The 26476-nt window shown below is 43.7% G+C and carries 21 protein-coding genes, 4 pseudogenes and 1 riboswitch; of the genes and pseudogenes, 9 read left to right on the top strand and 16 right to left on the bottom strand.

Annotated elements, in window-relative coordinates; all coding sequences use genetic code 11:
- Positions 1–8: 8 nt before the first annotated feature.
- From NST18_RS01605 to NST18_RS01590, 4 genes are read right to left on the bottom strand one after another with little or no spacing between them, the layout of a single operon-like run.
- Positions 9–1241: a TIGR02679 family protein gene (locus NST18_RS01605; RefSeq protein ID WP_192951503.1), complete on the bottom strand. Its 1233-nt coding sequence runs from the start codon at positions 1239–1241 to the stop codon at positions 9–11.
- Positions 1238–5377, bottom strand: coding sequence for a TIGR02680 family protein (locus tag NST18_RS01600; protein WP_004888817.1), 4140 nt, complete (start codon positions 5375–5377; stop codon positions 1238–1240). The genes NST18_RS01605 and NST18_RS01600 overlap by 4 nt, the downstream gene beginning before the upstream one ends.
- Positions 5367–6533: a TIGR02678 family protein gene (locus tag NST18_RS01595; protein WP_064221317.1), complete on the bottom strand. Its 1167-nt coding sequence runs from the start codon at positions 6531–6533 to the stop codon at positions 5367–5369. The genes NST18_RS01600 and NST18_RS01595 overlap by 11 nt, the downstream gene beginning before the upstream one ends.
- A gap of 11 nt (positions 6534–6544) precedes the next feature.
- Complete coding sequence (locus NST18_RS01590) at positions 6545–8026, bottom strand: TIGR02677 family protein (RefSeq protein WP_192952500.1); 1482 nt, start codon at positions 8024–8026, stop codon at positions 6545–6547.
- 177 nt (positions 8027–8203) lie between these two features.
- Here NST18_RS01590 and NST18_RS01585 point away from each other — a divergent pair, with 177 nt between their 5' ends.
- Positions 8204–8665 (top strand): hypothetical protein, encoded by a 462-nt coding sequence (locus tag NST18_RS01585; RefSeq protein WP_004888814.1) that lies wholly within the window; start codon positions 8204–8206, stop codon positions 8663–8665.
- Between the two features lie 381 nt (positions 8666–9046).
- A pseudogene (locus tag NST18_RS01580) lies at positions 9047–9271 on the top strand (ATP-binding cassette domain-containing protein); the annotation flags it as partial.
- A 62-nt stretch (positions 9272–9333) separates the two neighbouring features.
- Here the strand turns inward: NST18_RS01580 and NST18_RS01575 are convergent.
- The gene (locus NST18_RS01575; RefSeq protein ID WP_088223288.1) at positions 9334–10515 is read right to left on the bottom strand and encodes an IS701 family transposase; all 1182 of its coding nucleotides are present in this window, start codon (positions 10513–10515) and stop codon (positions 9334–9336) included.
- A 117-nt stretch (positions 10516–10632) separates the two neighbouring features.
- Between NST18_RS01575 and NST18_RS01570 the strand changes: the two are divergent.
- The 4 genes and pseudogenes from NST18_RS01570 to NST18_RS01555 all read left to right on the top strand — a co-directional run.
- Positions 10633–11103: pseudogene (locus NST18_RS01570) on the top strand (ATP-binding cassette domain-containing protein); the annotation flags it as partial.
- 18 nt (positions 11104–11121) lie between these two features.
- Positions 11122–11868, top strand: coding sequence for a lantibiotic immunity ABC transporter MutE/EpiE family permease subunit (locus NST18_RS01565; RefSeq protein ID WP_004888812.1), 747 nt, complete (start codon positions 11122–11124; stop codon positions 11866–11868).
- Between the two features lies 1 nt (position 11869).
- Positions 11870–12658, top strand: a complete 789-nt coding sequence (locus tag NST18_RS01560; protein WP_004888811.1) for a lantibiotic immunity ABC transporter MutG family permease subunit — start codon at positions 11870–11872, stop codon at positions 12656–12658.
- A gap of 78 nt (positions 12659–12736) precedes the next feature.
- Positions 12737–13147, top strand: a complete 411-nt coding sequence (locus tag NST18_RS01555) for a NisI/SpaI family lantibiotic immunity lipoprotein (RefSeq protein WP_340721151.1) — start codon at positions 12737–12739, stop codon at positions 13145–13147.
- A 93-nt stretch (positions 13148–13240) separates the two neighbouring features.
- Here NST18_RS01555 and NST18_RS01550 read toward each other — a convergent pair.
- Positions 13241–14440, bottom strand: a pseudogene (locus NST18_RS01550) (ATP-binding protein); the annotation flags it as partial.
- Between the two features lie 95 nt (positions 14441–14535).
- Here NST18_RS01550 and NST18_RS01545 point away from each other — a divergent pair.
- On the top strand, positions 14536–15867 hold the full coding sequence (locus NST18_RS01545) for an IS4 family transposase (protein ID WP_340720650.1): 1332 nt from the start codon (positions 14536–14538) through the stop codon (positions 15865–15867).
- Positions 15868–16009: 142 nt separating this feature from the next.
- On the opposite strand, the pseudogene NST18_RS01540 reads toward NST18_RS01545, so the two are convergent.
- The 6 genes and pseudogenes from NST18_RS01540 to gatC all read right to left on the bottom strand — a co-directional run.
- Positions 16010–16240: pseudogene (locus NST18_RS01540) on the bottom strand (sensor histidine kinase); the annotation flags it as partial.
- Positions 16227–16925 (bottom strand): response regulator transcription factor, encoded by a 699-nt coding sequence (locus NST18_RS01535; protein WP_004888808.1) that lies wholly within the window; start codon positions 16923–16925, stop codon positions 16227–16229. The pseudogene NST18_RS01540 and the gene NST18_RS01535, both read right to left, overlap by 14 nt.
- 341 nt (positions 16926–17266) lie before the next feature.
- Entirely contained in the window at positions 17267–17623 is a 357-nt protein-coding gene (locus tag NST18_RS01530) for a lanthionine synthetase LanC family protein (RefSeq protein WP_230456241.1), read from the bottom strand.
- Between the two features lie 300 nt (positions 17624–17923).
- Positions 17924–19354, bottom strand: coding sequence for an Asp-tRNA(Asn)/Glu-tRNA(Gln) amidotransferase subunit GatB (gatB, locus tag NST18_RS01525; protein ID WP_004888805.1), 1431 nt, complete (start codon positions 19352–19354; stop codon positions 17924–17926).
- A 14-nt stretch (positions 19355–19368) separates the two neighbouring features.
- On the bottom strand, positions 19369–20826 hold the full coding sequence (gatA, locus tag NST18_RS01520) for an Asp-tRNA(Asn)/Glu-tRNA(Gln) amidotransferase subunit GatA (protein WP_004888804.1): 1458 nt from the start codon (positions 20824–20826) through the stop codon (positions 19369–19371).
- 12 nt (positions 20827–20838) lie between these two features.
- The gene (gatC, locus tag NST18_RS01515) at positions 20839–21129 is read right to left on the bottom strand and encodes an Asp-tRNA(Asn)/Glu-tRNA(Gln) amidotransferase subunit GatC (protein ID WP_004888803.1); all 291 of its coding nucleotides are present in this window, start codon (positions 21127–21129) and stop codon (positions 20839–20841) included.
- A 283-nt stretch (positions 21130–21412) separates the two neighbouring features.
- Positions 21413–21514: riboswitch (purine riboswitch) on the top strand.
- A 22-nt stretch (positions 21515–21536) separates the two neighbouring features.
- On the opposite strand from gatC, the gene ade reads away from it, so the two are divergent.
- The gene (gene ade / locus NST18_RS01510; RefSeq protein ID WP_004888801.1) at positions 21537–23249 is read left to right on the top strand and encodes an adenine deaminase; all 1713 of its coding nucleotides are present in this window, start codon (positions 21537–21539) and stop codon (positions 23247–23249) included.
- Between the two features lie 42 nt (positions 23250–23291).
- Entirely contained in the window at positions 23292–23798 is a 507-nt protein-coding gene (locus NST18_RS01505) for a hypothetical protein (RefSeq protein ID WP_004888800.1), read from the top strand.
- 160 nt (positions 23799–23958) lie between these two features.
- Here NST18_RS01505 and NST18_RS01500 read toward each other — a convergent pair whose 3' ends face one another.
- From NST18_RS01500 to NST18_RS01485, 4 genes are all read right to left on the bottom strand, one after another.
- Positions 23959–24324, bottom strand: coding sequence for a transposase (locus NST18_RS01500; protein WP_230456151.1), 366 nt, complete (start codon positions 24322–24324; stop codon positions 23959–23961).
- 159 nt (positions 24325–24483) lie between these two features.
- Positions 24484–24810 (bottom strand): transposase, encoded by a 327-nt coding sequence (locus tag NST18_RS01495; protein ID WP_231110097.1) that lies wholly within the window; start codon positions 24808–24810, stop codon positions 24484–24486.
- Positions 24789–25166 carry a hypothetical protein gene (locus NST18_RS01490; protein ID WP_340721145.1) on the bottom strand — a complete coding sequence of 126 codons (378 nt, stop codon included), beginning with the start codon at positions 25164–25166 and terminating at the stop codon, positions 24789–24791. The genes NST18_RS01495 and NST18_RS01490 overlap by 22 nt, the downstream gene beginning before the upstream one ends.
- 172 nt (positions 25167–25338) lie before the next feature.
- Positions 25339–26454, bottom strand: coding sequence for an IS4 family transposase (locus tag NST18_RS01485; RefSeq protein ID WP_032101754.1), 1116 nt, complete (start codon positions 26452–26454; stop codon positions 25339–25341).
- Between the last annotated feature and the right edge of the window lie 22 nt (positions 26455–26476).

The raw sequence follows: 26476 nt of genomic DNA, 5'->3' as shown, positions 1-26476 counted from the left end.
TAGATCCTTTACCTTCCCTTCACCTCCCTCCTCAACTGTTCCACAAGCGCCTCTTGGTATCCTGCTTTTTTCCGCCGCAATATTTCTTGTTTTACTGGCTGCAAGTCATGAAGCGTCACCGATTGCAGTTTCGCCAAACGTTCATCGGATAGCGGGACGGTCGGTTTGGTCGCCAAATAATCAGAACAGTCGTAATGCCAAAGCCGAACAGATGAACCGTACCGCTCGACAAGGCGCTGCGCCATTTTTAGTCCTTCCGGGTCAAAATCGCCCGAATAATAAAAGGTAACCCCTTCTTTTACGAGTAAATCAAACAGCCACCTCGTCGCTAAATTCAATTGACCGTTTGTGCTAATGAGCGGTACGTTCGCATCTAACAGCGTCGAAAACACACCAGCATTTTCGACGACAAAGACGTTGTTTCCTACAGACGGATACGCCCGCACTAGCGGCATCACTTCCCGTAACGGCACATTTAGCGCCGTATTCGTTGCACATGCGGCAGCGAAAACAGGATGGCGGCCTTTCTCTGTTTCTGCCATCACGCCAGCGCATGTCACAAAGTTTAATACATCTTCCCGCAACAGCCGATACGACTGCAATAGTTCGTTCACGTCTTCGACCGCCGAAAGGTCGTACTCGGTGTCCGTATAAAATTCGAGCGCCGAAAGCAATAGCTTCCCTGCAAGTGTATGCAAATCAAACATATGCGGATCGTTCGCTACTTTTTGCGCAAAAACGGGCAAGCGAACGTAGGTGGACGGAAGCTGTTCGAGCGCGCGGCAAACAGCAGAAAGCGCCGCCTCTAACGCGTGATGATTTTGTTGATACGCTAATTGCACAAACCGCTGCTTTTCTACCGCCATCAACCAATCGCGCTGTGCTCGATACGTATTCATAAGCCGGGTAAAATAGGCTTCCTTTTCCCGCTCTATTTCTTGTTGTTGCTCTTTTTTCGTTACGAGCGGCTCGCCAAAATAGCATGACAGCAACTCCACGAGAGAAATGCCGGCAAACCTTGTATTCGCAAGCTGTTGTTCAAACGCCGCGAGCGACACGCGGCTCATTTCTTTGCCAAAAAACGACGCGATCGCTTCCTTTTCCTCCGCCGAAAAAGACGAAACGGAAATTGTGCCCCCTATGCGACCAAGCGATTCGTATTTCTTTTTCATTTCGCAAAAAAGGCGGTGAAACGAACGTTCACCGCGAAAAAATTGCACCGCTTCCTCTACCCGATTCAATGCGATCCCCCTCTCATCATTGCCGCTAACTTTTCATCCGTAACAAGCTGCTTTATTTTTCCGTTCCAATAATAGCGAATGACCGTCACGAACGAAGCATTTTTCGGACGAACGAGTTCGCAAATCGATAGCGCCGGAACGGTATCATAATCGCCCCAGAGCGCTTGCGAGTTCATCACATAGTTAAACCCAAGCTGCTCGACAAGCCCGAACATATTGCGAATATTATTTTCGTCTACCCCCGCGAACGCTTCATCCAACGAAATAATGTACGGCGCATCGTCTGCTGCTTCTTGATAACGCGAATACGTCGCGGCAAACAACGGAATATACATCGCCATCGCTTTCTCCCCACCGCTAAATTGATAGAACCGTTGGTTCGTCAACTCTCGTTTCGGTTCATTCGTTTTTTGGTAATAAAGGGTAAATGAAAACCATTTCCGATAGTCTAATACTTCTTTAATAATTTGGTGGAGCGTATTTCCTTGGCCGCGCTCTTCTAGCAATTCGCGCGCTCGATGAATTTTCGAGCGGAAATGTTTCGTCACTCGCTGCAAATCTTCCTCTTTTAATAGCCGCGAGTTCATCCGCAACAACTCGACAAGCTCTTTCGTATCCATCTCTTCTTCCGTTTCCGCGGTGCGCGGCTTCCATTGAATAAACAACACCAACCCAGAAGACGTGTCGAGCTGTTGCATTAGTTCGTTCATATCTTTTACCCAACGCTCCGCCCGTTGAATGCGGCTGCGCAAAATTCGACCGATCGTTTTTAAAATAATTTCTTCATACAATTCGCGGTCTTGCTCTTTCATATATTCCCGCTGCAAGAAAATGTCGTGCTCGATTTCACGCAATACATAAAATGGTGATACGCGCTGCCCTTTATAATCAAGCAAAAGGACGATGCGGTCTTGCTTTTCTCTCCATCCGGATACTTTTAATTCCATTTCTTCATCTAGCTCGATATCCGTAAACAAATTGTCCTCCTCAGCTGCGACAGGCTCTTGGCTGAGCCGGTATTCCGTTAAATTCGCCGACTCTTGGAAAAAGACGCTATTTAATCGGTTCACAAGCGACGTTCGAGCTTCTTTCGCTAGCACCCCGTATTGCTGCATCGCTTCTTTTGCTTTTTCCAACCAATCAGAACCGTGAAGCTCTACAAGCTCAAGGGAAAGCTCTCGCGCAAACGACCGCTTCCACGCCTCCGCTAGCCGCTTTGCGAACGTTTCTTTCACCGAAAGCTGTTCGCATTTTTCACGAATGGCTTTCAGCTCATGCTCTAGCGCAATGCGCTCGTTCATTTTCGCTGGCATTTCTCGCTGCAAAAATGCCAACCGGTCGCGGACGCGCTGAATTTCCGCTTGAACTTCTTCTGCGCCCATTAGTTGCAGCGTCCGCTCGATTTCTTGTCGCTTCAGTTCGAGTTTTTGCTGCTCTTTTGCGAGCATATGCCGTTCGCCTTTCGTTTCATCGATTTCTTGTTGCAACGTTTCTAACTGCTCTGTCCGATGATGAATCATGTCGAGCAAATGGAGAAACTCCCGATGGGTCATTTGCAATTCATGAAGCCCACGCATATACGATTTCATAAAAACAAGCGCCTGTTCATAGCCGTCCTTGGAAAACTCTAAATCGAGCCCCTCGGTTTGCTCGCGCAACGTTTGTTTTGCTTGTTGCCAATCGCGGGCAAGCTGGGCTAACTTTTCGTTTTTCTTTTCCCATTCGCGTTGTTTGCTTATTATCATTCGCTTCGTTTTTTCTCGTTCTTCAAAGGCTGCGCGCATGTCGCGGTCGGTTGGAAAGGCACGAAACCAGCGGGTTATTTGCGCAATCGTCTGCTCGAGCTGTTTTAGCATGTCGGTTCCCTCATGAAGCTGGGTGCGAAGTTCGTGGAGTTCTGCTTCGAGTGCGGCGATCTTTTCTAGCCGCCAACGCTTGCGGGCAGTGCGTCCGATAAACAACGCTTTTTCCCGCGCCGGGGCATGCCCTTTGATTAAGCCGAGCGTATAACGCCCTTCTTCATGAAGCATAAACGTTCCGTCCATTTCTCTATCGGCAAGAACGATGCTTTGAAGTACTTCGTTAATGCGCGTTTTGGACACTTTGCATCCTTCATCTACATCTGGCTGCAAATAGTCTGCTAATGTATGCGCCAATTCGACAGGACGTGGAACAATCACTCGGTCACACGTTACTTCGACATCGGTTTCTGTAATTAACGCATCAAGTAGCCCTGCATGATACAATGCCGATTCAATCCGCTCCCGAAGCGGTTCTGGTACATGGTCTTGAAATTCCACCCCTGCATAAAACGGGACAAAAGCAATCCCTTTTTCGTCTAACTCCGCCCGCGCTGCGATCGTTTGTTCATCGCGCATGAGCTCGGGGTCTTTTTGCGTTTTCCATTGGTTCCATTCGGCTTCTTTTGAGGCGATTTTTTCCTCTAATAACGTGCACGTATGCTTTTGCTTCATTTTTTCTTCGTTTTTTCGATTGAGTGCTTCGTAATACGCTTCCGTAAACGGTTGCTTCATCTCATCGACGTGATACGTTTCGTATAGTTCGTGAAGACGCTGTAAAAATAGTTGGACAGAGGGTTCCGGTACGGAAACGTCTTGGCATTGTTCGAGCCAGCGAAATACTTCTTGTTGGAAACGCGCTTTTTCGTTTTCTAACAGTTCGAGCCATTTCGCTTCTTCATGGCGCAATTCGTCTACTTCCCGCTGCAGCTCCCCTGCCTCTTTACTCGTTTCTTCATAGCGCGCCTTCATTTCATCATGGCGGCGCCAAAGCGCAATCGTTTGTTCTAGTTTTTCAACGTATTCTTGTCCTTCTCGCTTCCAGACGGTAAAATCAAATTTCGTTTGGCGCTGTCGAGCAAAGTCCGCTTCGTTAAGAGCATGGGAAGAGAAGGAACTTTCCATCGCATCATGCCGTAAGTCTTCTACTTGCTGCGTGAGTTGCTTTTCTATCTGATACCGCCGGTCTTCGTCTTCTTCTAACTGGCGCTTATAGCGGCGTTCGAGCTGCTCTTTTTCATCGATTTGCCGCAATAGTTTTTGTTGCTTGTCATGAATGTCGCGTATTTCTTGTTGGACTCGCTCATATTCTTTCGCCGCTTGAAACACTTCGTGGCTCGCTAATTCTAATTCTCGTTGATGCAATACGTCCTGTTCGTTTGCAAGCGTTTGAATGTATTCGCTCAAAGCGACAAGGTGCGCTTGCTTTTCCTGTTCCTCCGCAAGCCATTGCTTTTCTTCTTCTGCTAGCCGCTTCACTTGTTTGTCAGCCTTTATCCATTCGCTTGCTTTTTCCGCAATCATATACTCGTTATACGCTCGATATTGCGCACAAAGCCGTTTTAGTGATTGCTCATCGCGCTCTAGCTGCTCTAGCTGCTGTTTCGTTTGGTCCATATTTTCAATCGTTTCCGATAAATGGCGCAACTCATCGTCTGTCAACGCGGGGAGCGAGCTTTCTAAAATCTCGTAAATGACCGTTGGCTTGAAATCCTTCGATAGCTTCGGGCTACGCAATTGAATCAATAGCTCAATTAATTCTTGAAACGCCTCCATCGATTCAAATCGGAAGACGTGCTTATTGACGAGCTCCATATATTCTTTTTGTGAATCCACGACCGTTCCGCCGTTGCCAAGTACATTCGCCAGTTCGCGTTTGGTGAGCGGGATTTTTTCCGTTCCATCCGCTGATTTTTCCGTTTTATATAAAAATAAATCGCGACCGATGCGGCGGTTATCAAAAATGACGAACCCCCAAAAATCCATATTTTTTTGTCGCTTTGCCCGCAACCCGATTCCCGTTGTCACATATTGGTCCGTCTGCTTTCGTTTATATTCTAAAAACAAATAACCTGTCCGCTCATCGCGATCGACAATTTCCTTTTCGCCAAGCAAGTAATCTTCCATTTTTCGTGCCCGTGAACCGAACGGGTCAAGCCGGTCGGGCGTTTTTTTCCCGTCCAATAAGACAGGAAGCAAGCTTTGCATCGTTACTGACTTCCCAGAGCCGTTCGTCCCGCGCAACAACAACTTCCCGTCAGCAAATTCGAAATATTGCTCGTCGTAATACCAAAAATTTATCAATCCCGCGCGATGAAGCACCCATTTATTCGTCATCATCGTCTCTTCCTTTCGTTGTAAAGTCGTCTGGATATCGACCAACAAGCCGTCCAAGCAGCGGATAAAGAGTCACCATGCCCGTTTCCTGTTCATATTCTGCCATCTTCCATTCTTTTAAAGCAGAGAGCAGTTCAGATGAAAGTTGTGCCAATGTCATTTCTCGATACGTTTTGCTCCAGCCTTCGCCATACTGCTCGCTGCACCGGTGAAGCAACTGCCGAAAATCGGACATCGTCACGTGGATTTGCCCGTATTCATCCGGTGGATAGTTGTCCAAATGAGCGCGAACGACAGAGGCAAAATGAAGGATAATATCCGACGTTCCCTTTTGATCTGGAAATAACGTATACACATGTTGCCGTTCTGGAATCGTCAGCAAGGCTGCATTTTTATATAGTTCGTAGCGAAAATCGGTATGCGCCTCGATGTCATCGCGCAGTCGATGGCGGAAGTTGCGCAAATAATAAAAGTTTGGGTCGTCTTTTTGCCGACGATATACAACAGGAGATAAAAAGAGCTGCCGATAAATAAAGTGGCGGCGGTAGTCGTCGGGTGACACTTTCCACTCTTCCTCCAACAGTTGCTCGATCGTTTCATATTGAATGAAGTCTTTCGGATAGGATCGCATAAAATAGCGGGACAGTACAGGAACTTCATACAACGCTTCTTCGTCTTCTTGATTGGCAAACGCCTCAACTTCCCCGTCGACGTGATGTATAATCCCGATTTGCTCGGCTGTTTTTAAGACGCGAATTAACGCGCGACGATGTTGGTAGTTCGTCCAATCGAGCGCCGTTTCGCCTGGATACATCGCTTTTATTTCTTCGCATACATCAGACAATAAAAATTTTTCTTCGACTGCTTTTCCTTCTAAATATGCTAACAAGCAACAAAATAACGCGTAGTCGAGCGGTTCTTGAAACGACTCCATTCCCATCCACGCTTCTGGTTCGGCTGGTATTTTTTCGAGCTTAGCAAAATAGCGGTGGACAATGAGCCGATAGCCGAATTTCTCTTGCACATACCGCTTTAGCACTTTTTCACGTTCTCGTATTTTTTGAAAAAGTTCCGGCTCTTTTTCCCGAACAATCCAAAACTGTTCAAACAGCGCCGTTAACGCTTCTTTCGCTTTCTCATCGAACTCTTTTTCCATTCTCTCTTCTCCTAGTCTAGCAAATGGATTTCGTAATTTGGCATCATTAACGTACCATCTTCTGCTTTCAGTATAATCGTCCCTTCACGTTGGACTACTTTCACTTTCCATCCGTTTTCCGTTTGCACCGTCCGGTCTTCTCGCCCCATCGCTTTTGCAATCCACCCGAGCAGCGTTTTGCGAATATGCGGAGCAACGACCGGTAGCTCCTGAAGTACAATTTTTCCGTCGTTTATAAGCTGTGTGAGTTCTTCTTCCTCCTGTTGTTTCGCTGCTAAGTAGGCGGCCATCGTTTCCTCTTTTTCTTTCCGCCGATCAATCATTGCTTCTGGCTTTTTCTTTTCTCGGTAGTGGCGAACGCGCGGTTTTACGAGCCATTCTGCCGGCTGTTCCTCCCAAATATCGCGGTACATATTTTCCGTTGCATCGTTTTCGGCGACGATGTGCTTTGTATGAAAACAGCCGAACACAACCGCCGATAATTTATGCGCTTCTTCTATCGTTTCTAATGAAGAAAACCATTTCGCTAAATGCAAGTAATCTTTTTTTCGGCTGCGGAAGTGGTGATGACGTTCCCCTAAGCGCTGAACGACGCGCGTCATTCGCCGAATCGCTTCGTTTGTCTGCTTTTGTAAAAACGACAGTTCGCTTTCATGCCCGTTTCGTCCTAAAAACCATTCGCTTAAACTGCGCCACGTGTCTAATTTCTCTTCTACTAGCTGTTCACGCGAAAGAATCGCCCCTTCAAAGCGTGGAATGGCAAGCTGGTAAGCGACCACTTCCTCAATAAAACGGCGAACACCGTCCTCAGGCAAGTCTTCGAGCAGTTTTTCAATTTGCATCGACGTTTTTTGCAATGCGACGATAAAATCGCGCAAATAAGCGGTAAACTGTTCTTTATAGACGAGAAATGAATCAGACATCATCCGTTCTTCCATGTTTTCTCCGTTTAAATAGGCAATATAGTCGGCAGAATTTTGGATGATTTTTTTAAAATAATCAAACGTTTCTTCCCACACTTGATTCATTTCTTCCCTTTTTTCGGCAAATCCATCGTGGATAATCGATTCCATTCGGACAAGCGACGCATACAAGCGGTCAAACCGCGTTTTTTCGAGCGATCCACCGAACGTATCCCCTAGCTGCTCAAGCGTACGAATCATTCGTTCGATTTCAACCGTATATGGGCTGCATTGATAGCGAAACCGTTTCTTTTTAAATTCCTCAATCGTCCGAATATGACCCGTTTCTTGTCTAGCGATTAAGTTTCTCCATTTGACGAGCTGCTCTAGGTCTTGTTGCAGCTCTTCTTCTGTGTAATCTTGAAATTCATCGAATTGTTTTAAAAAAGCGTACACTTCTTCTGGAAACAAATATTGCCGCATTCGTTCGTGTTGCGTATAAAAATAGCGTAAAATCGCGCGGTACCGGTACGCGTTATCCACTACTAAATATTTCGCCTCCGTAATCGGCTTTAGCCACGACGTATCCATCTTTCGCTCCCCTTCTATCATTCATCTACTATCATTGTAATCGATTCGCTATTCGTTCTCTACTAAAACGTCGTTGGGAAAATGTGCTCCTCAAGTAGCTTGCCTAAAAAATGAACATGTTCGCTAGTCATCCGCTGTCGATTCGTGTAAAATGGAAACGAAAAGGAGGTGAACGAAATGGTGGAACAGTTGCTTTATGAAATTCTTCATGAAGTCAAAGCAACCCGCGAAAAAGTCGAATCGCTAGAAAAACGAGTGGATGTGCTAGAAAAAGAAGTGTCTTCCTTACGCCAACAAGTACAAGCACTGGACGAGAAAGTTCAAGCGCTGGATGAGAAAGTTCAAACGCTCGATGGCAAAGTCCTAGCACTTGACGAAAAAGTGCAACTACTCGACGAAAGAACGCTCGAAACGAAGGCGATTTGTGAAGCGGTTCGTCATGGTCAAGAGGTGCTCGCCGCAAAATACGATGCACTCGCACTCGATGTCCACAACATGCAAGGAAACATCACCCGCTTAACTAACATACTCGAAGAGAAAGTACTCCCTGCCCTCACCGACCACGAATCGAGCATCCAAGTATTAAACAACCGTGTATTTAAAGTCGAAAGCACTTTACAAAAGCTTGTACACCTATAAAAATAAAGCGGCATTGTCCGATGGCAATGCCGCTTTGTTTTTCGAACAGTGCCAGGCACTGTTCGCCCACAACATCCCCCTTGACCATTCTGTTTCCTCACCACGTGTGACATCAGCTTAACCGCTCAAATTCATCGATATTTCCAATCATTTTCATTCACTGGTCAATGAAGAGCGCTGATCACGGCAACAGCAAACGATAAACCAAGGTACGAAGCCCAATCTGTAAAAAACATCATCCATGTGCTCATTTTCTTATAAAAACATTACATTGAACCATTAATATGAAACACAGCACGGATATCGCCATCGCTCCTTTCGCTAATGCCAGCTAAAAGCAACATCACCACCCAATTTTCTATATATAGGAGGAGAATGAACATGGGAGAGTATATGTTAGAGACCCATCATGTAAGCAAAGCGTTTGGGAAACAACTCGTCGTAGATGATGTATCCATTAAAGTCAAGAAACAGACGGTTTATGGATTGCTCGGACCAAATGGAGCCGGAAAGTCAACCCTTTTAAAAATGCTGACAGGGCTTTTGCGTCCTACGAAAGGGGAAATCATGATCAACGGCCATCCTTGGAGCAGAAAAGACTTAAAACTGTAGTTGAGCAATTTTCGTTACAATAATTACCATTTAAAAAGAGACAAACAGGGTACCCCTTATGCCACGTGGAGCTGTTTTTTCACGGTATCAATGGGAATATTTTGTTTCGCTGCACGGTAAATGAACTCCACGAGGCTATGTCCTTTTCTCTTGCGCAGGAGATCGAGCCCATCCGAAAAATCACTGTTCGACTCGAACATGCTGTACATATACGCAAGTTGCACCAAGATCCAATACCGTTTCACCGCCCGACGCCCGCGAACGCGGTATCCATCGAGTTTCAGCTGGTCTTTCGCTTGACGGAAAAAACATTCGATCGACCAACGTGCAGCATAGTAGCGCAAGATCTCTTCATCGCTTAGCTCGCGATCGGTGCTCAAGACGCAATGAAGATGTTTCGGCGTCATCGGCTGATCGGCTTTCCATGCGAGCAGCACCACGGCATCCTTGAGACCGTTCAGAGCGCCTTCGTAGCGATACACCCGATAACGCTCTTTTCCCACCGTGACGAGGCGGGTATCCCGTGGCTCCATAGATTTGGCAAATTCTTTTGCTTGAATGGCCGTCCCTTTTGGATAGAGAATCCGATTCGTCTTCAGCATCGCGATGACGTGGAACCCTTTTTTCAAGCAGGCTCCCACGAGGGTTTTCGATGGATACCAAGAGTCCATGAGCACATAAACGGGGCGACTCACATCCAACGAAGAAAGCATCTCGATCGCGAGTTCCCCTTTGCTTTTCCCCGCCGTCTTGTCGTAGAGGCGAAAGGCAAAAGGAAACGCTTGAGTCATCGTATGAACCATGAGCCAAACGAGAGAATGTCCCCAAATCGATTTTTTCTCTGCGTGACAATAGTGCCAATCACACCCTTGAATGGCGTGTGTTGCCCGTGACGAGGGCTTCGTTTTTTGGCAAATCGTATCATCGATCGAAACAAAAATGGGTTGATTCTCTCGTTTCGAGCTGCGTTCGACACGATGAAGCACCCACTGCTGGAGTTTGCGAAGCAGCGTCTCTTCCTCCCATGGGCTTTTCGTGAAAAAATGGCTCAGTGTCGTGCGATGGTTCGGATGAAAACTCCCGTGATGTAGATCGGTCAGTGTTCCCGAAAAGCCCTTTGTAATCATCGCATCCACGATATGAACGAGATGCTTCATCACAGGTTTCGAGAAATAAAGCGCCAACCCTAACGTTATGAAAAACTTGTGGATTCCTTGATGATGTGCTAATCTATTCATGAGACATGAACCTCCTTGTGGATAGTTGTGGCACATCTATTTTAACCAAGGAATCGGGTTCATGTCTCCTTTTTTGTTTGGTTGTAAATTTATGTTAGCGAATTTGCTCATCTACAGTTAAAAGATATCGGTGTGCTGATCGAATCCCCTGCTCTTTACGGCAATCTAACGGCTCATGAAAACTTGCTTGTTCACGCTAAATTGCTTCGTTTGCCTGAGTCGCGGATCCAAGAAGTTTTGAACATCGTCGGCTTAGAAAATACAGGGAAAAAGAAAGCATCTCAATTTTCCCTCGGAATGAAACAGCGATTAGGAATTGCCAAAGCTCTTTTAAACCATCCAAAGCTGCTCATTCTCGACGAACCAACAAACGGCTTGGACCCATTAGGCATACAGGACTTGCGAAAACTCATTCAATCGTTTACCGAAAACGGGATCACCGTCATTCTATCGAGCCATATTTTGTCCGAAGTTAAGCAATTAGCCGATTATATTGGCATTATCCAAAACGGAAAACTCAGGTACGAAGGGAAAATGGACGAAAGCCAAGATCTCGAAAAACTCTTTGTCGATGTAGTGAACGAGTAATGAAGGAGGATAGAAATCATGCTCAATATGTTCGAGTCAGAACGTTTAAAATATAAGCGGACGTTTGCGAAAAAACTTGTATTCATCGCTCCGCTTTTCTTTGTCCTGTACACCATCATCACCATGCCAACTATAAATTCCACACACAATTATTTTGAATATGCCGTATTTAATTGGTGGCCATTGATTTTTGTTCCGATTGGAACAGCCTTGATCGCTTCCTTGTCAACGGTAAGGGAGAAAAAGTCAGGAAACGATAAAGTGTTGCGTTGTCACGACATTAGCATCGTGCGTCTATGGTGGAGCAAAATCACCGTCATCGCCTATTATATGTTGCTCTCAACAATAGAGCTGATCATCTTACTTGTTTTATTGAAATGGCTTTTTCCCAACAGCCTCTCATCAGCTACGGTCGCCGTATTCGCCAGCTTGGTCATTTGGTTGACCTCTTTAGCCTATATCCCGATCGGATTATTTGTGGCCGAGCGGTTCGGGATGGTAGTCTCGATCATTGTCAGTGTCATTGGCCTCGCCTTAGGGGTAGTCATGGCCGCACAACCGTATTGGCTGTTCATCCCATGGAGCTGGGGAATGAGGATGATGTGCCCGATCGTCGGGGTTCATCCGAACGGTGTTCCTTTGGAAAAAGGGAGTCCGCTATTGGATCCTTCTGTCATTCCAATAGGCCTGGCGATCGCCCTTGTCATGTTTCTATTGTTATCTTTTTTAACCGCCGTTTGGTTTGCGCGAAAGGAAGTGTATTGACATGTCGTTTCTTCGCCTTCTGTCATCCGAATGGATAAAAACAAAACGCACAGCGATTCGGATGATGGTCATCATCACGCCAATCATTTATTCTCTCTTTATGGTATGGTATTTTTCGCACTACCGTACTTCTACGTTTTGGCAGATGAAAATCTATCAAGGATTTTTTGAAGTAATGGCCGTTTCCTTACCGATCATTATCTCCCTACTGACTGGGCTGATGTCCTATCAAGAAGAAAAAGCAGGAAGTTTCATGAACATCTTGACCGGTCCTGTATCCAAAGTTCAATGGTATGTTGGCAAACTCACGCTGCTCATCTTTATTGCATGCGCGGACATCTTGCTAGCGACGATTCTCATGCTCTTTGGAATGAAATACGTACTCAAAGTGGCGCACATTCATTATCAGTTATTTTTGCAAGGAGCCATGCTCTCCATCGTGGGCTCACTCATCCTTTTTTCTTTGCATCTGTTCATCAGCTTTGCCTTTGGAATGGGAGCCTCGATCGCAGTAGGAAGCGGCGGATTTCTCATTTCTGCCCTGATTGGCGCAACTTCCTTAGGTGATCACGTATGGAGCTATATTCCTTGGGCTTGGGCTGTTCGTCTCTCACAATTTCCGATTCTTATGATGCCCGAAGTAAAGCAAACCTTGGGGGCGCAGTTATTAAGTTCCTTTTCGCTATCATTATGGGAAGGAATAGCCTATGCCCTTCTAAGCTTCATCATCGTCACCATCATCGGTTCGATCTGGTTTCATCGTTGGGAAGGAAATCAACCACATGAATGAAAGTTCACTGCTCCCTCTCAATGGGATGGTAAAAAAGGAGGTTTCAGAGTAACGATGAAAAACTCTATCTTACTCCTCATGTTGATTGGAATCCTCTTTATAGCAGGTTGTTCACTTGTCAGTAACTTAAAAAGGACAGCCACACAAAATATGGAGATCGATCGGAAATTACCAAAATACGAGTTGAACAAAGAAAATTTGCAAGAAATTCACTATCAAGGCCGAACGTACATGATTCAAGCAGCAAAAGTCGATCGGAATCAATTGAACAAACCGATCGGGAAAGTAGCGGAGACGATTACCATCAATGAGCATCATCAAATCTTGAGTAAAAAAGAGCTGCGAAAGATCGAAGTCATTCCCGATCAAACGGATGAAAAACGAACTCACTTGAACTTTGGCTGGGTATACAGCATCAAAGGCGTAAACCCAGATGAAGAAGTAGCTGTTACGGTGAACCACCAATTTTTGATTGCTAAAAGAAAATAAAGGCTTAGAGACTGTCAGCTAGGGAAAGAGAAATTCCTCCCTAGCTGCATTCTCCACTCTCGATAACGGCGGAAAGCCCATAAGATTGGATGATTAATCAGATAGCTCCTTAATATAAAATTCAACCGTCGCTCCACCTTTTTCATTGTTGTAGGCCCAAATTTCACCGCCATGATGATTCACAATTCTTTTAGCAATATACAGTCCTAATCCAACATGATTTTTATACTGCTTATCCTGGTAAAAAGGCTGGAACAACAAAGACGTATCGTTTTCTTTAAATCCCGTTCCTGTATCTGAACAGCGAAAATAGATTTTCCATTCATTCCCCTCTTTCTCATCATGTACTTCCAACTTAATTTCTCCGCTTTTTGTAAACCTCAGGCTGTTGTATAAAATATTGTCCAACACTCTCATTAACATCGCTTCATCAAGTATGTAAGATGATTTTTGCAAATTCACATCAAAGCAAATGTTTATCGATTTTTGATGGTAAACCATTGTTGAGATCTCTAGTTTTTTCTCCTCAAGGATTTGCCTTACATCCACTTCTTTTCCATTCAATGAGAAGTGGTCATTCTCTACTTTATAGAGCAACGACAAATTATCTGTCAACATGGTCATCTTCCCACAGTTTTTGCGAATAATCTCTAAATGGGGAGTGACATCAAAGTGGTCCAACTTTCTCAAATCTTGAATCAAATCAATTTGTCCTTGGATGACCGTTAACGGGGTTCTGATATCATGTACGATCGATGATACCATCATTTTTCGTTCGTCATCGGTCTTTGCTAAACGTTCCACCATTTCTTTCAGTGCACTGATCATGGTATTAAAGGAATCCTGGATCTTGATAAACTCTTTTCTTCTCAACCCCGAGACTTGAAAATCAAAATTCCCGCTTGCAATGTGATCCGAAGCCTGGAGCAACAATTTGACATTATGAAACAATGATTTGTACAGCCTAGATGTAAAGAAAATCAAATAGACAATAAAAAAGATCAACGGAGAAATAAACATCACAGCATAAATCAACACGGCTTCCAAGCGATTTTGATTGTTAATGATGAACCCAAAAGGCGCTTTCAACACATATACCGCCTGAATGGCGTTATCATGCTTCAGGGGAATGAACCGATACACATAGCTTCCTTTTACAATCTCACGGTTGATCGATTGACTAATATCCACTTGATCGTCTATAATTTCTCGATCACCATACAGATGCTTACCGCTGATGTCTACAACTTCTCCCTGTATCTTTTCACTGTAACGATGGATAGGGATTAATCTCCATAGCCATCAAGTTAAGCATTTGGGCCTTTGTACACCGTTAAAAACATGGTATCCTTTCTAGCGAATACTCTTCGTTAGAAAGGATTTTTTCTATGGAAAATCAAATGCAAGCATGGATGAAAACCATCCGCCAACTTTTCTCGCCTGAGACATTGACTCATCTTGCTCAAGAAACAGGATTTATCCAACGAAAACGAGCATTAACGGCAGAAGCATTTTTGACTCTTTGTGCATGGGGAGATGGCTCACTGGCACAACAATCACTCCAACGGTTATGTACGTCTCTCACGCTCCGCCATGACTGTTCCCTGTCCAGCGAAGGATTGAATCAGCGCTTTACCGAGCGAGCCGTGGCGTTTTTGCGAGAAGTGTTTTTCCTTCTCCTCCAACGACAACGCCCATTGCTTTGGTCCACCATCCAAACCTACCGGACGTGTTTTACTCGCTTGCGGATTTTGGATTCGACCAGTTTTTTGGTTCCTGCCGACTACGGGGAGGACTACCGAGGTTCCGTCTCATCAGGAGCGAAAATTCAGTTTGAATATGACTTGTTGTCTGGTGCCTGTCTTCAACTATGCGTTCAATCGGCCAATGACTCGGACGCCCGTTTTGCCTATCATGCCCAGCACACGATTTTGCCGAATGACCTATGTATTCGGGATTTGGGCTTTTTCTCCGTTGCCGCACTAACCGAGATCGACGCCCGAGGAGCGTATTATATTACTCGGCTCCGTTCCGATATGAAAGTGTATATCAAAGAGAATAGCCAGTGGAAGGAATGGGATTGGGAATCTCTTGGGAATCAATTAAAGGAAGGGGAATCAGTAGAAATGGAACATGTATACATCGGGCATGAGCGTTTGTATATCCCACGCTTGATTTTTCGACGTTTGACGGAAGAAGAATGGCAAAAACGGATGGCGTATGTGCGAAAAAGGGAAAAAAGAAAAGGGAAGGCGCTGACACGCCAAACCCTCGAACAAAAGAAATACCACATCTTACTGACTAATTTACCACAAGAGTCGTTTGATGGGCAACAGGTTTATGGGCTTTATTCTTTGCGGTGGCAAATTGAACTGCTGTTTAAAGCGTGGAAGTCCGTTTTTGATTTGGAGAAAGTGAAGAAGATGAAGAAAGAACGGTTCGAATGCCATGTATATGGGACGTTGATTGCCATTTTGGTGACTCAAACCTTTCTGTTTCAAGCTCGAACGTATTGGCAACAAACAGAAGGGATTCAAATCAGCGAACGGAAAGCACTAGATGTTCTCCAATCCTATTGGCAACAACTGCTTTTGCGCCTATCCAAGGAAGAAATCAGCCTTTCTTCTCCCCTCCTTCTATTGAGAAAACATGGAAGAAAGGATCGAAGGAAAGGAAAAGAAACGGCATCGGATCTCTTGGTTAAATTGGGTATTTATTGATTAGATTCATAAAAACGCCAAATAACCCTCTCCAAGAGGGTTATTTGGCATACCTAAAACATGTGGTATTCTTTTTCTTCAGCTAATGATCACAAACATTGCGTATGGACACAACGACCCTTAACACTAAACTTGACGGGTATGGGATTAATCTCCCCTTGAAAATCGCCTCTTCGTTTTCTTTCACCTTTTTTTCAATCAAATCCAAATCCTTCACGAAATAATTGGTCGGTTTCACCACATCGTTCGTGGTTAATGTCATAATCAAATAGATTACGCATAAATAGGTAACGGCTGAAGAGATCACTGTTGCCAACACTACCTTCACAACCAACAAGTAAAAATCTCGTTTGATTGTTTTATCGTTTTTCATTGCTCACATCCCATTTATAGCCGAGCCCATATAATGTTTGAATATAAGAGGTTTCTGGATCGACGTCCTTGATTTTTTTTCGAATATTTTTGATGCTTTCTGTAACCGTGTCTAACTGGCTGTCGGAGTCAATCCCCCATACTCGTTCAAAGATTCTTTCTTTGGAGAAAACGACCTTTTTATTGAGCATCAACAACTTCACAATCTCATATTCTTTTTTTGTTAACGGTAATTTCTTTCCTTTACAAAAGACTTCATTAGCCAAAAGATCAATCGTAATATTTTTAGAACTCAAAAGATATCTCTCGTTTGAACGAATCCGTTCTTCCCTTCTTAAATGAGAATCAATTCTCGCCTTTAACTCCTTTAAGCTGAACGGCTTGGTGATGTAGTCATCCCCACCGATCGCCAGAGCTTGAACCTTATCTTCCTCCAGCGTTTTAGCACTAACAAATACAATAGGGTAATCAACCCGATCACGAATGATTGTACACAGCTCCATTCCGTCAATTCCTTCCATCATGATATCCAACACAATCAAATCAAAATCGTCGTTTATCATCTTCAACGCTTCTACACCGCTGTGGACCGTTTCTACCTGATAATGATGAAGCTCCAAATATTGTTTAATGGTGCAGCAAATATCTTCATCATCATCAACGACCAAAATTTTCTTGTTATTCATCTTTTGATCCCCCATACAGTTGAATCTCATTTTAACCTATTCCATCCCCATATCATGGGGTAATCTCATAACACCGTTGCGTTGTTCATAGGTGCAATGTGAAGCTTTACTCTTTGTTGCTTTTTACTAAAAAATGCGCACGTCTTGAGTGACGCCCGGGTGAAAGACACCTCTTGTCTATGAACCTTTTCCAACATATTTGATCGATGACCGATTGATCGAACAACACCCTTTTTAGGGAGTTGTTCGACCGATCGGTACGCCAAGGTATGATGGAGCCCCCTCTGCGGCTTGCCTCTAACCATCGATCAGTCGGCTTTTCCATTGTATATAAACAACATTTAAACTTCAGATAATAAAAATGCACAATCCCAAGGCGTTTTTTTCGAGTTTTGTATAGCTAATATCGTCAATAAAATTCCCGCTGTTCCATCGATTAGTCCCACATAATCATAATATTTCGTGCTTCCTTCGCTCTCCTCAATATTTTTGAAGCCAAAAGGGAATTCCTCATTATAAAATTTTATTATATCATCGACTAATTTGCAGGCGGCTTCCTTAAAATCGCTGATATTCGTTTCTTCATAAAATCTGTTGCATATATACGCAACTCCCGATAAACCATGACAGAAGGAAGGAGAAAAAATGTTGTAAAGCCGTTTGCTTGCCAGTTTCATTCCGCTGACAGCACAATCAATGTATGATTGATTATTTAGAGTTTTACCTGCTATAAGTAACGAATAAGCAACACCAGGTCCGCATCCGGTTTTTGCCCGGCGTGGATGGCGAGCGTCTCCGGGCGGAAGGTTTGTTCATTGCTCATCGTTTCCTCTCCCCTCTTTGACCCTTCGAGATTTCATATCCTACTAAATCAATTGGTTTTTTCTTATAAAAAATCTATCATTCGATCACAACGTTTGTTAATTGTATTTTTTTAATAGTGCAAAAATTTTTATTGAAAACAGAGCCTGCCGGTGGGCAGGCCTCCTATTGTTTCATTATCGTTTTCCAATTTCCTCTACTAACAGCTTATTCACAAGCGGTGGGTTGGCTTGTCCTTTTGTTGCTTTCATAATTTGACCGACTAAGAATCCGATCGCACGGTCTTTTCCGTTTTTGAAGTCTTCGATCGATTGTGGATTCGCGTCGAGCACTTCTAACACAATTTTGCGCAACGTTGCTTCGTCAGAAATTTGCACAAGCCCTTGTTGTTTGACGATTTGCTCTGGATCGCCACCTTTTTCAACAAGCTCTTTAAAGATTTTCTTCGCAATTTTTGACGAAATCGTGCCGTTTTGAATGAGTTTAATCATGCTTGCAAGACTTTCTGGCGTTAACGCAATGTCATGTAATTCTTTTTGTTCTGCGTTTAAATAAGCAGATACTTCGACCATGAGCCAGTTTGAAGCAAGCTTTGGATCCGCACCATTTGCAACCGTTGCCTCAAAAAAGTCTGCCATTTCTTTTGTAAGCGTTAATACTTTCGCATCATACTCCGGCAAACCAAGCTCTTCGACATATCGCTTTTTCCGCGCATCCGGAAGTTCTGGAATGGACGCACGTACGCGCTCTTTCCACTCATCGTCAATATAAAGCATCACTAAATCTGGTTCTGGGAAGTAGCGATAGTCTTCCGAACCTTCTTTTGTACGCATTAAAATCGTTGTTTTCGTCGCTTCATCGAAACGGCGCGTTTCTTGCTGGATCACACCGCCAGACAATAAAATTTTCTCTTGGCGCTTCGCTTCGTATTCTAATCCTTGGCGAACGAAGTTAAATGAGTTTAAGTTTTTCAATTCCGTTTTCGTACCGAACTTGTCTGAACCGATTGGGCGAAGGGAAATGTTTGCGTCACAACGAAGCGAACCTTCTTCCATTTTGCAATCGGATACGCCTGTATATTGAATGATTGATTTTAATTTTTCTAAATACGCATACGCTTCTTCTGGTGAACGAATATCTGGCTCAGATACGATTTCAATAAGGGGCGTGCCTTGACGGTTAAAGTCAACTAGCGAATAGCCATCCCCTGTATGCGTCAGCTTTCCGGCATCTTCTTCTAAATGAATGCGCGTGATGCCGATTTTTTTCTTTTTGCCGTTCACTTCAATTTCGATCCAACCATTTTGTCCAATCGGTTGGTCGTATTGTGAAATTTGGTACGCTTTCGGGTTGTCTGGATAAAAATAGTTTTTCCGGTCAAACTTCGTTTCCGTCGCAATTTCGCAGTTTAATGCCATCGCTGCTTTCATCGCATATTCAACCGCTTGTTTATTCAGCACCGGAAGAACGCCCGGATACCCTAAGTCAATGACGCTCGTTTGTGTGTTTGGGGGCGCTCCGAATGCGTTTGGGCTACTTGAGAAAATTTTCGATTTCGTTTTCAGCTCGACGTGCACTTCAAGTCCGATGACAATTTCAAAATTCATCACTCATTCCCCCCTTACAACGTTGGTTTTTGTTTATGATAGTCTGTTGCTTGTTCGAACGCATGAGCGACGCGATAAATTGTGCTTTCATCGAAATGTTTGCCGATAATTTGCAAACCAACCGGAAGCCCGTCGACAAATCCGCATGGAATCGAAATACCTGGAACACCGGCAAGGTTTACTGGGATCGTTAAAATGTCGTTTGCGTACATTGTTAATGGATCGCTCGTTTTTTCACCAATTTTAAACGCTGGCGTTGGGGTTGTTGGTCCGATAATGACGTCGTATTTTTCAAAGACGTTTTCAAAGTCTTGTTTAATGAGCGTCCGCACTTTTTGCGCTTTTTTGTAATATGCGTCATAGTAGCCCGAGCTTAACGCAAACGTTCCGAGCATAATGCGGCGCTTCACTTCGTTGCCGAACCCTTCGCTGCGCGTTTGCTTGTACATCTCCATTAAGCTTTTTGCATTGTCTGTTCGGTAGCCGTAACGAACGCCGTCAAAGCGAGCAAGGTTAGCAGACGCCTCAGAAGATGCTAACAAGTAGTATGTCGCGAGCGCATATTTTGAGTGAGGAAGTGAAACTTCTTCCCACGTTGCGCCAAGGCTTTCTAAAACTTTTAGCGCTTGTAATACCGATTGGCGCACTTCGTCTGATACCCCTTCTCCTAAATATTCTTTCGGCACGGCAATTTTTAAACCTTGAATGTCACCTGTTAAGGCAGAAACATAGTCTGGTACGTCAACATTTGCGGATGTAGAATCCATCGGATCCAATCCAGAAATGACTTGTAGTAAGTATGCATTATCTTCAACGGTGCGCGTAATCGGACCAATTTGATCAAGCGAAGACGCAAACGCAACAAGCCCATAGCGCGATACGCGGCCGTACGTTGGTTTTAACCCAACAACCCCGCAAAACGCAGCTGGTTGGCGAATCGATCCACCTGTGTCTGATCCAAGCGCAAATGGCACTTCTCCTGCTGCCACTGCCGCTGCTGAACCGCCGCTAGAACCGCCTGGCACGCGCTCTAAATCCCACGGATTGCGCGTGAGTTGAAAGCCAGAGTTTTCTGTCGATGATCCCATCGCAAACTCGTCCATATTTAATTTTCCGATCGTCACTGCGTCAGCTTCGTTTAAACGCTCTACAACCGTTGCATCGTAAATCGGGTCGAAGTTGTACAAAATTTTGCTGGCACACGTTGTGCGTAGCCCTTTTGTCACAATGTTATCTTTAATGCCGATCGGCATTCCGAAAAGTAAACCAAATTCCTTTTCTGTTCCCAATTTTTCATCTAGCTCTTTTGCCTTCATGCGAGCTTGTTCTTCGTTTAACGTTAAAAACGCCTGTACTTTTTCTTCTACTTCGGCAATCCGTTTAAACGATTCATCCACTAAATCTGAAACGGAAATTTCTTTTTTATGTAATAAACTGTGCAGTTCAGATACACGATAATCAAACAATGACATATTCTTCCCTCCTTACTCTAAAATGGCTGGTACTCGGAATTGCCCGTCTTGATGGTCTGGTGCGTTTTTTAATACGTCTTCTAACGGAAGACCAGCTGTCGGTACATCTTCACGCATGACGTTTTTCATATTTAACACGTGCGACGTTGGCGGAACGTTTTCTGTATCCAGCTCATTTAACTGCTCCGCAAACGTAATAATGGCGTCTAATTGTTTCGCAAACATTGTCGCTTCTTCCTCTGTAATCGCTAAACGTGCTAAATGCGCGACGTGTTTTACTTGCTCGATTGAGATTCGTGACATATGTTTCACCTCCGATATTGTCGACCTTTCACAATACTATGATGATACCAAACTTTCGTGCAGTGAAGCAACATTTGCCATTCATTTTAGATGAACAAAAAAACGAGATGCCCAACTGGACATCTCGTTATCGTTGGGAAAACTGTTTCAATCGCTTCTTGTGTATAACCAGATCCAGGGTTTACCCCTTTTAAATTTTCGACAATGAAACAATATACATTTTTATCGTTTATTCGACATAAATCAAGCATTGACGAGAGAACAAATAACATTGTAGAATGAAAAAAATTTTTGAAAAACAACTCGTATAATTTCGGAAATATGGTCCGAAAGTTTCTACCAAACGACCGTAAATCGTTTGACTACGAGGATTGCTCCTCGTATCGAGTTGGGGAGGAGGAACATCTATGAAACAACTTGCAGTAGCTTCCAAAAGACAAATCGCTGATATTGTTGTGAAAAACGGAAAAATCGTCAATGTTTTTACCCACGATATCATCGAAGGAGACATTGCGATTACCGACGGAAAAATCGTCGGTATCGGTACATATGACGGGCATACGATCATTGATGCACAAGGAAAATACGTTTGCCCGGGTTTGATCGACGGACATGTTCATATTGAATCATCAATGGTTACCCCAAGCGAGTTTGCTCGCGTCATCGTTCCGCACGGCATCACAACCGCCATTACTGATCCGCATGAAATTGCGAACGTCTCGGGGACAAAAGGCATTGAATTTATGCTAAACGATTCGAATAACATTCCGCTCGATGTATATGTCATGCTGCCATCGTGCGTACCCGCCACCGATTTTGAACATGCTGGCGCGACATTGCACGCCGAACATTTAGCCCCATTCTTTTCCCATCCGCGCGTGCTCGGACTTGCAGAAGTGATGGATTATCCTTCACTTCTAGAAGGAAAGCAACCTATGCTTGCGAAACTAGCCGCTGCGATGGAAGCAAATAAACTGATCGACGGTCATCTAGCTGGACTGGATGAAACAGCTGTGAACGTATACCGAAGCGCCAATGTCCACACTGACCATGAATGTGTCACAATAGACGAAGCGATCGCCCGCATTCAACGAGGCATGTACGTACTAATTCGGGAAGGTTCGGTCGCAAAAGATTTAAACAAACTACTCCCTGCTGTCAATACGTATAACGCGCGCCGCTTTTTATTTTGCACAGATGATAAACATATTGATGAGCTTGTCACAGAAGGAAGTATCGATCATCATATTCGTCTAGCGATTCAAGCAGGCATGAATCCACTGACAGCTATTCAAATGGCGACATTAAATGCGGCAGAATGTTATCGCCTATATACGAAAGGCGCGATCGCTCCTGGGTATGATGCCGACTTTTTGTTTGTAGAAGATTTGCATGCATTTTCTATTACACACGTCTACAAAAAAGGGAAACTTGTTGCTCAAAACGGGCGAGCGACATTTTCGGTAGAAAAAACTAATTCAATCGACAAAGCCATTACGCAATCTATTCATGCGAAAGAAATAACGAAACAACATATACAAATCCCATTTCTTCATGGGAATAAAGCAAATGTCATTCAAATTATCCCAAATCATTTGCATACAAAACGGCTCATGACAGAAGTGGATGTTGAACACGGGGTCTTTCAACCATCGGTGGAGCGGGATCTGTTAAAGCTTGTCGTCGTTGAACGTCATCGTGGTCTTGGCGTTGGTGTTGGTATCGTCAACGGCTTTCAACTGAAAAAAGGGGCGATTGCGTCATCGATTGCTCATGATTCACATAACATCATCGCCACCGGAACGAACGATAACGACATCATCGTTGCAATTGAACATATAAAACATATAAACGGTGGACTTGCTGTTGTCGACAATGGACATGTGTTAGCAGACTTGCCGCTTGAAATCAGCGGTCTCATGACAGCGAAAAGGTTTGAAGACGTATTAGAACGACTGCAAAAGATACACGATGCTTTAATAACGATTGGAGCATCAGACGAATTCAATCCATTTATTACACTTGCCTTTCTAGCATTGCCAGTCATTCCAGAGCTGAAATTAACCGACCAAGGCTTATTTGACGTTTCATCGTTTCAATTTATAGACGTGGAAGCATAGGGGGATTTTTTATCCCTCTTTTTTGTCGAATGATGTTATAATATGGTTGTGTGCAAAGGAGGTGAGAAAATGAGCGAGCAATTATTGGAGAAAATTTTACTCGTCGTCACAGACATCCAAAAAGAGTTGCAGGACATTCGTGAAGAACAACAAGCCATTCGCGAAGAGCAGAAAACATTCCGTGAAGAAATAAACTCGTTGCGGGAGGAAATGAATGCATTCCGCAAAGAGCAGCAACTCATTCGCGAAGAGCAACAAGCATTAAAAAATGGACAAAAAGAGCTTTACGATCTTATGAACGCTCTTCTCCATCGTCAGGACGAAACGGACGCAAAGCTTGAAGCTTTAACAATGGATGTCCATCATATGCGCGGTGAAATGACAGCAATGAAACAAGAAATCCACGCACTAAACGAAAAAATTGACTCCCACTACAAACAATTCAACGAACGTCTCAACAACCTCCAACTTGACGTTGATTTCACCGTTCATAAAACAACGATGACGGAACGCGAACTTTTCAAAATGAGAAATCGGTTGTTTTCATAGAGAGGGCATTTCCCCATACCCGTCAAGTTTAGTGGTTAGGCATTGCTGTATCCCATGCGCAATGTCTGTGATCATTAGCTGAAGAAAAAGAATACCACATGTTTTAGGCATGCCAAATAACCCTCTTGGAGAGGGTTATTTGGCGTTTTTATGAATCTAATCAATAAATACCCAATTTAACCAAGAGATCCGATGCCGTTTCTTTTCCTTTCCTTCGATCCTTTCTTCCATGTTTTCTCAATAGAAGGAGGAGAGAAGAAAGGCTGATTTCTTCCTTGGATAGGCGCAAAAGCAGTTGTTGCCAATAGGATTGGAGAACATCTAGTGCTTTCCGTTCGCTGATTTGAATTCCTTCTGTTTGTTGCCAATACGTTCGAGCTTGAAACAGAAAGGTCTGAGTCACCAAAATGGCAATCAACGTCCCATATACATGGCATTCGAACCGTTCTTTCTTCATCTTTTTGACTTTCGCCAGATCAAAGATGGACTTCCACGCTTTAAACAACAGCTCAATTTGCCAACGCAAAGAATAAAGCTCATAAACCTGCATCCGTTTTTGTCATTCTTCTTCCGTTAGACGTCGAAAGATCAAGCGTGGGATATACAAACGCTTATGCCCGATGTATACATGTTCCATTTCTACGGCTTCCCCTTCCTTTAATTGATTCCCAAGAGATTCCTAATCTCATTCCTTCCACTGACTATTCTCTTCGATATACACTTTCATATCGGAACGAAGCCGAGTAATATAATACGCTCCGTGGGCGTCGATCTCGGTTAGTGTGGCAATGGAGAAAAAGCCTAAATCACGAATACATAGGTCATTCGGCAAAATCATGTGCTGGGCATGATAGGCAAAACGGGCGTCCGAGTCATTCGCCGATTGCACACATAGTTGAAGACAGGCACCAGACAACAAGTCATATTCAAACTGAATTTTCGCTCCTGATGAGACGGAACCTCGGTAGTCTTCCCCATAGTCGGCAGGAACTAAAAAACTGGTCGAGTCCAAAATCCGCAAGCGAGTAAAACACGTCCGGTGGGCTTGGATGGTGGACCAAAGCAATGTCGTTGGAGGAGAAGGAAAAACACTTCTCGCAAAAACGCCACGGCTCGCTCGGTAAAGCGCTGATTCAATCCTTCGCTGGACAGGGAACAGTCATGGCGGAGCGTGAGAGACGTACATAACCGTTGGAGTGATTGTTGTGCCAGTGAGCCATCTCCCCATGCACAAAGAGTCAAAAATGCTTCTGCCGTTAATGCTCGTTTTCGTTGGATAAATCCTGTTTCTTGAGCAAGATGAGTCAATGTCTTAGGCGAGAAAAGTTGGCGGATGGTTTTCATCCATGCTTGCATTTGATTTTCCATAGAAAAAATCCTTTCTAACGAAGAGTCATTAGCATTGCATAAATATAGTTAGAATTTTCTGTTAATTATTTTTTGTGAATTTGTGCCAAAAAGACAAAACCTAAAGAAAGGCGGCACTGTCCATTTGGTAAATATATACAGTTAAATCAGAGCGACAACGACAAAAGGGAGATTATGGACTGGCTCGCCCATCAAATTTTCGCAACCAAACATAAGCTGGTTTCCACAGAGCTCTCTTTAACCAACGAGTAATTCGAAGTAGGGATTTCTTACTTTTCATCTCCAATTGAATGAGAACATGTAAGCAATACGTGATAAGGGCTAAGAAAATTTGATTTTGAATAGCTGTTTCACTCATTCCATAAAAGTGCTTAATTTCTACGTGTTGCTTAAGCCATTTGAAAAAGAGTTCAATAGCCCAGCGAGATCGGTAAATACCACTTATCTCTTCTGCTTTTAAATCAAATCGGTTGGTAATTAAACGAAGTAAGTTCCCTTTTGTGTCCATAACTTCTAGTAGACGATAGACATTTTCAGTACGATTTTGTGTGGTACCAATATAGACCATTTTATCGGATAGAACGTGACAATCATCAGGAAGTGAAAATGTATAGACTTCACGAATGACTGCGTTTTTCTTCAGTCTTGAAACGAAGAAATAGCCATCATCTGTCATCCGGTCAAAACGTTCATAGTCCACATAACCGCGGTCAAACACATACATGGCTTCTTTATCATCCACTAGGACTTCGAGTTGATTTCGGTCATGTTCTTTTGCTGTCGTAATCACTGCTTTTTCAGGATAGACGGTGTCTTTATCCATGAAAACGAGCCGTAAGTGTAGCTTTACACCAGCTTTTGTTTTACGGAATTTTGCCCATTTATAATTGGTCAAATTCAACGGGAGTGTACTCGAATCAATGATTTTCAGTGGCATATTCTTTCCGTTTTTATAATGGTACCGTTGAATTTTCCAAACAAGATCCAAGAACAAATTTGCAAGAATTAGTGGGTTGATCTGATTGTTTTTTCGGGATAGCTGAGAGGCACTTATCGATTCAAATCCGAGTGCTTTTTGAAGATCTTCGTCTACAAGTGCATCACTCATTTCCTCTAAGCTCTTAAATTCGAGCAGTTGGGCTACCAATAAAAATTTAATATAGGCTTCTGTTGTCAGCTTTTTTGTGTAATAGTCCTGTTTCAATTCTTTGACTTGTTCGCTAAGTTTTTGAATATTTATGGGTGAAACCCATTTACCAAATGATGAAATTAGTGTATTCTTGTCCATAACAGTTATCCTTTACGATTGG

This window comes from Anoxybacillus sp. FSL W8-0104 (assembly GCF_038004465.1).
Taxonomy (GTDB): domain Bacteria; phylum Bacillota; class Bacilli; order Bacillales; family Anoxybacillaceae; genus Anoxybacillus; species Anoxybacillus flavithermus_G.
This window is presented reverse-complemented; position numbering and strand designations above follow the sequence as displayed.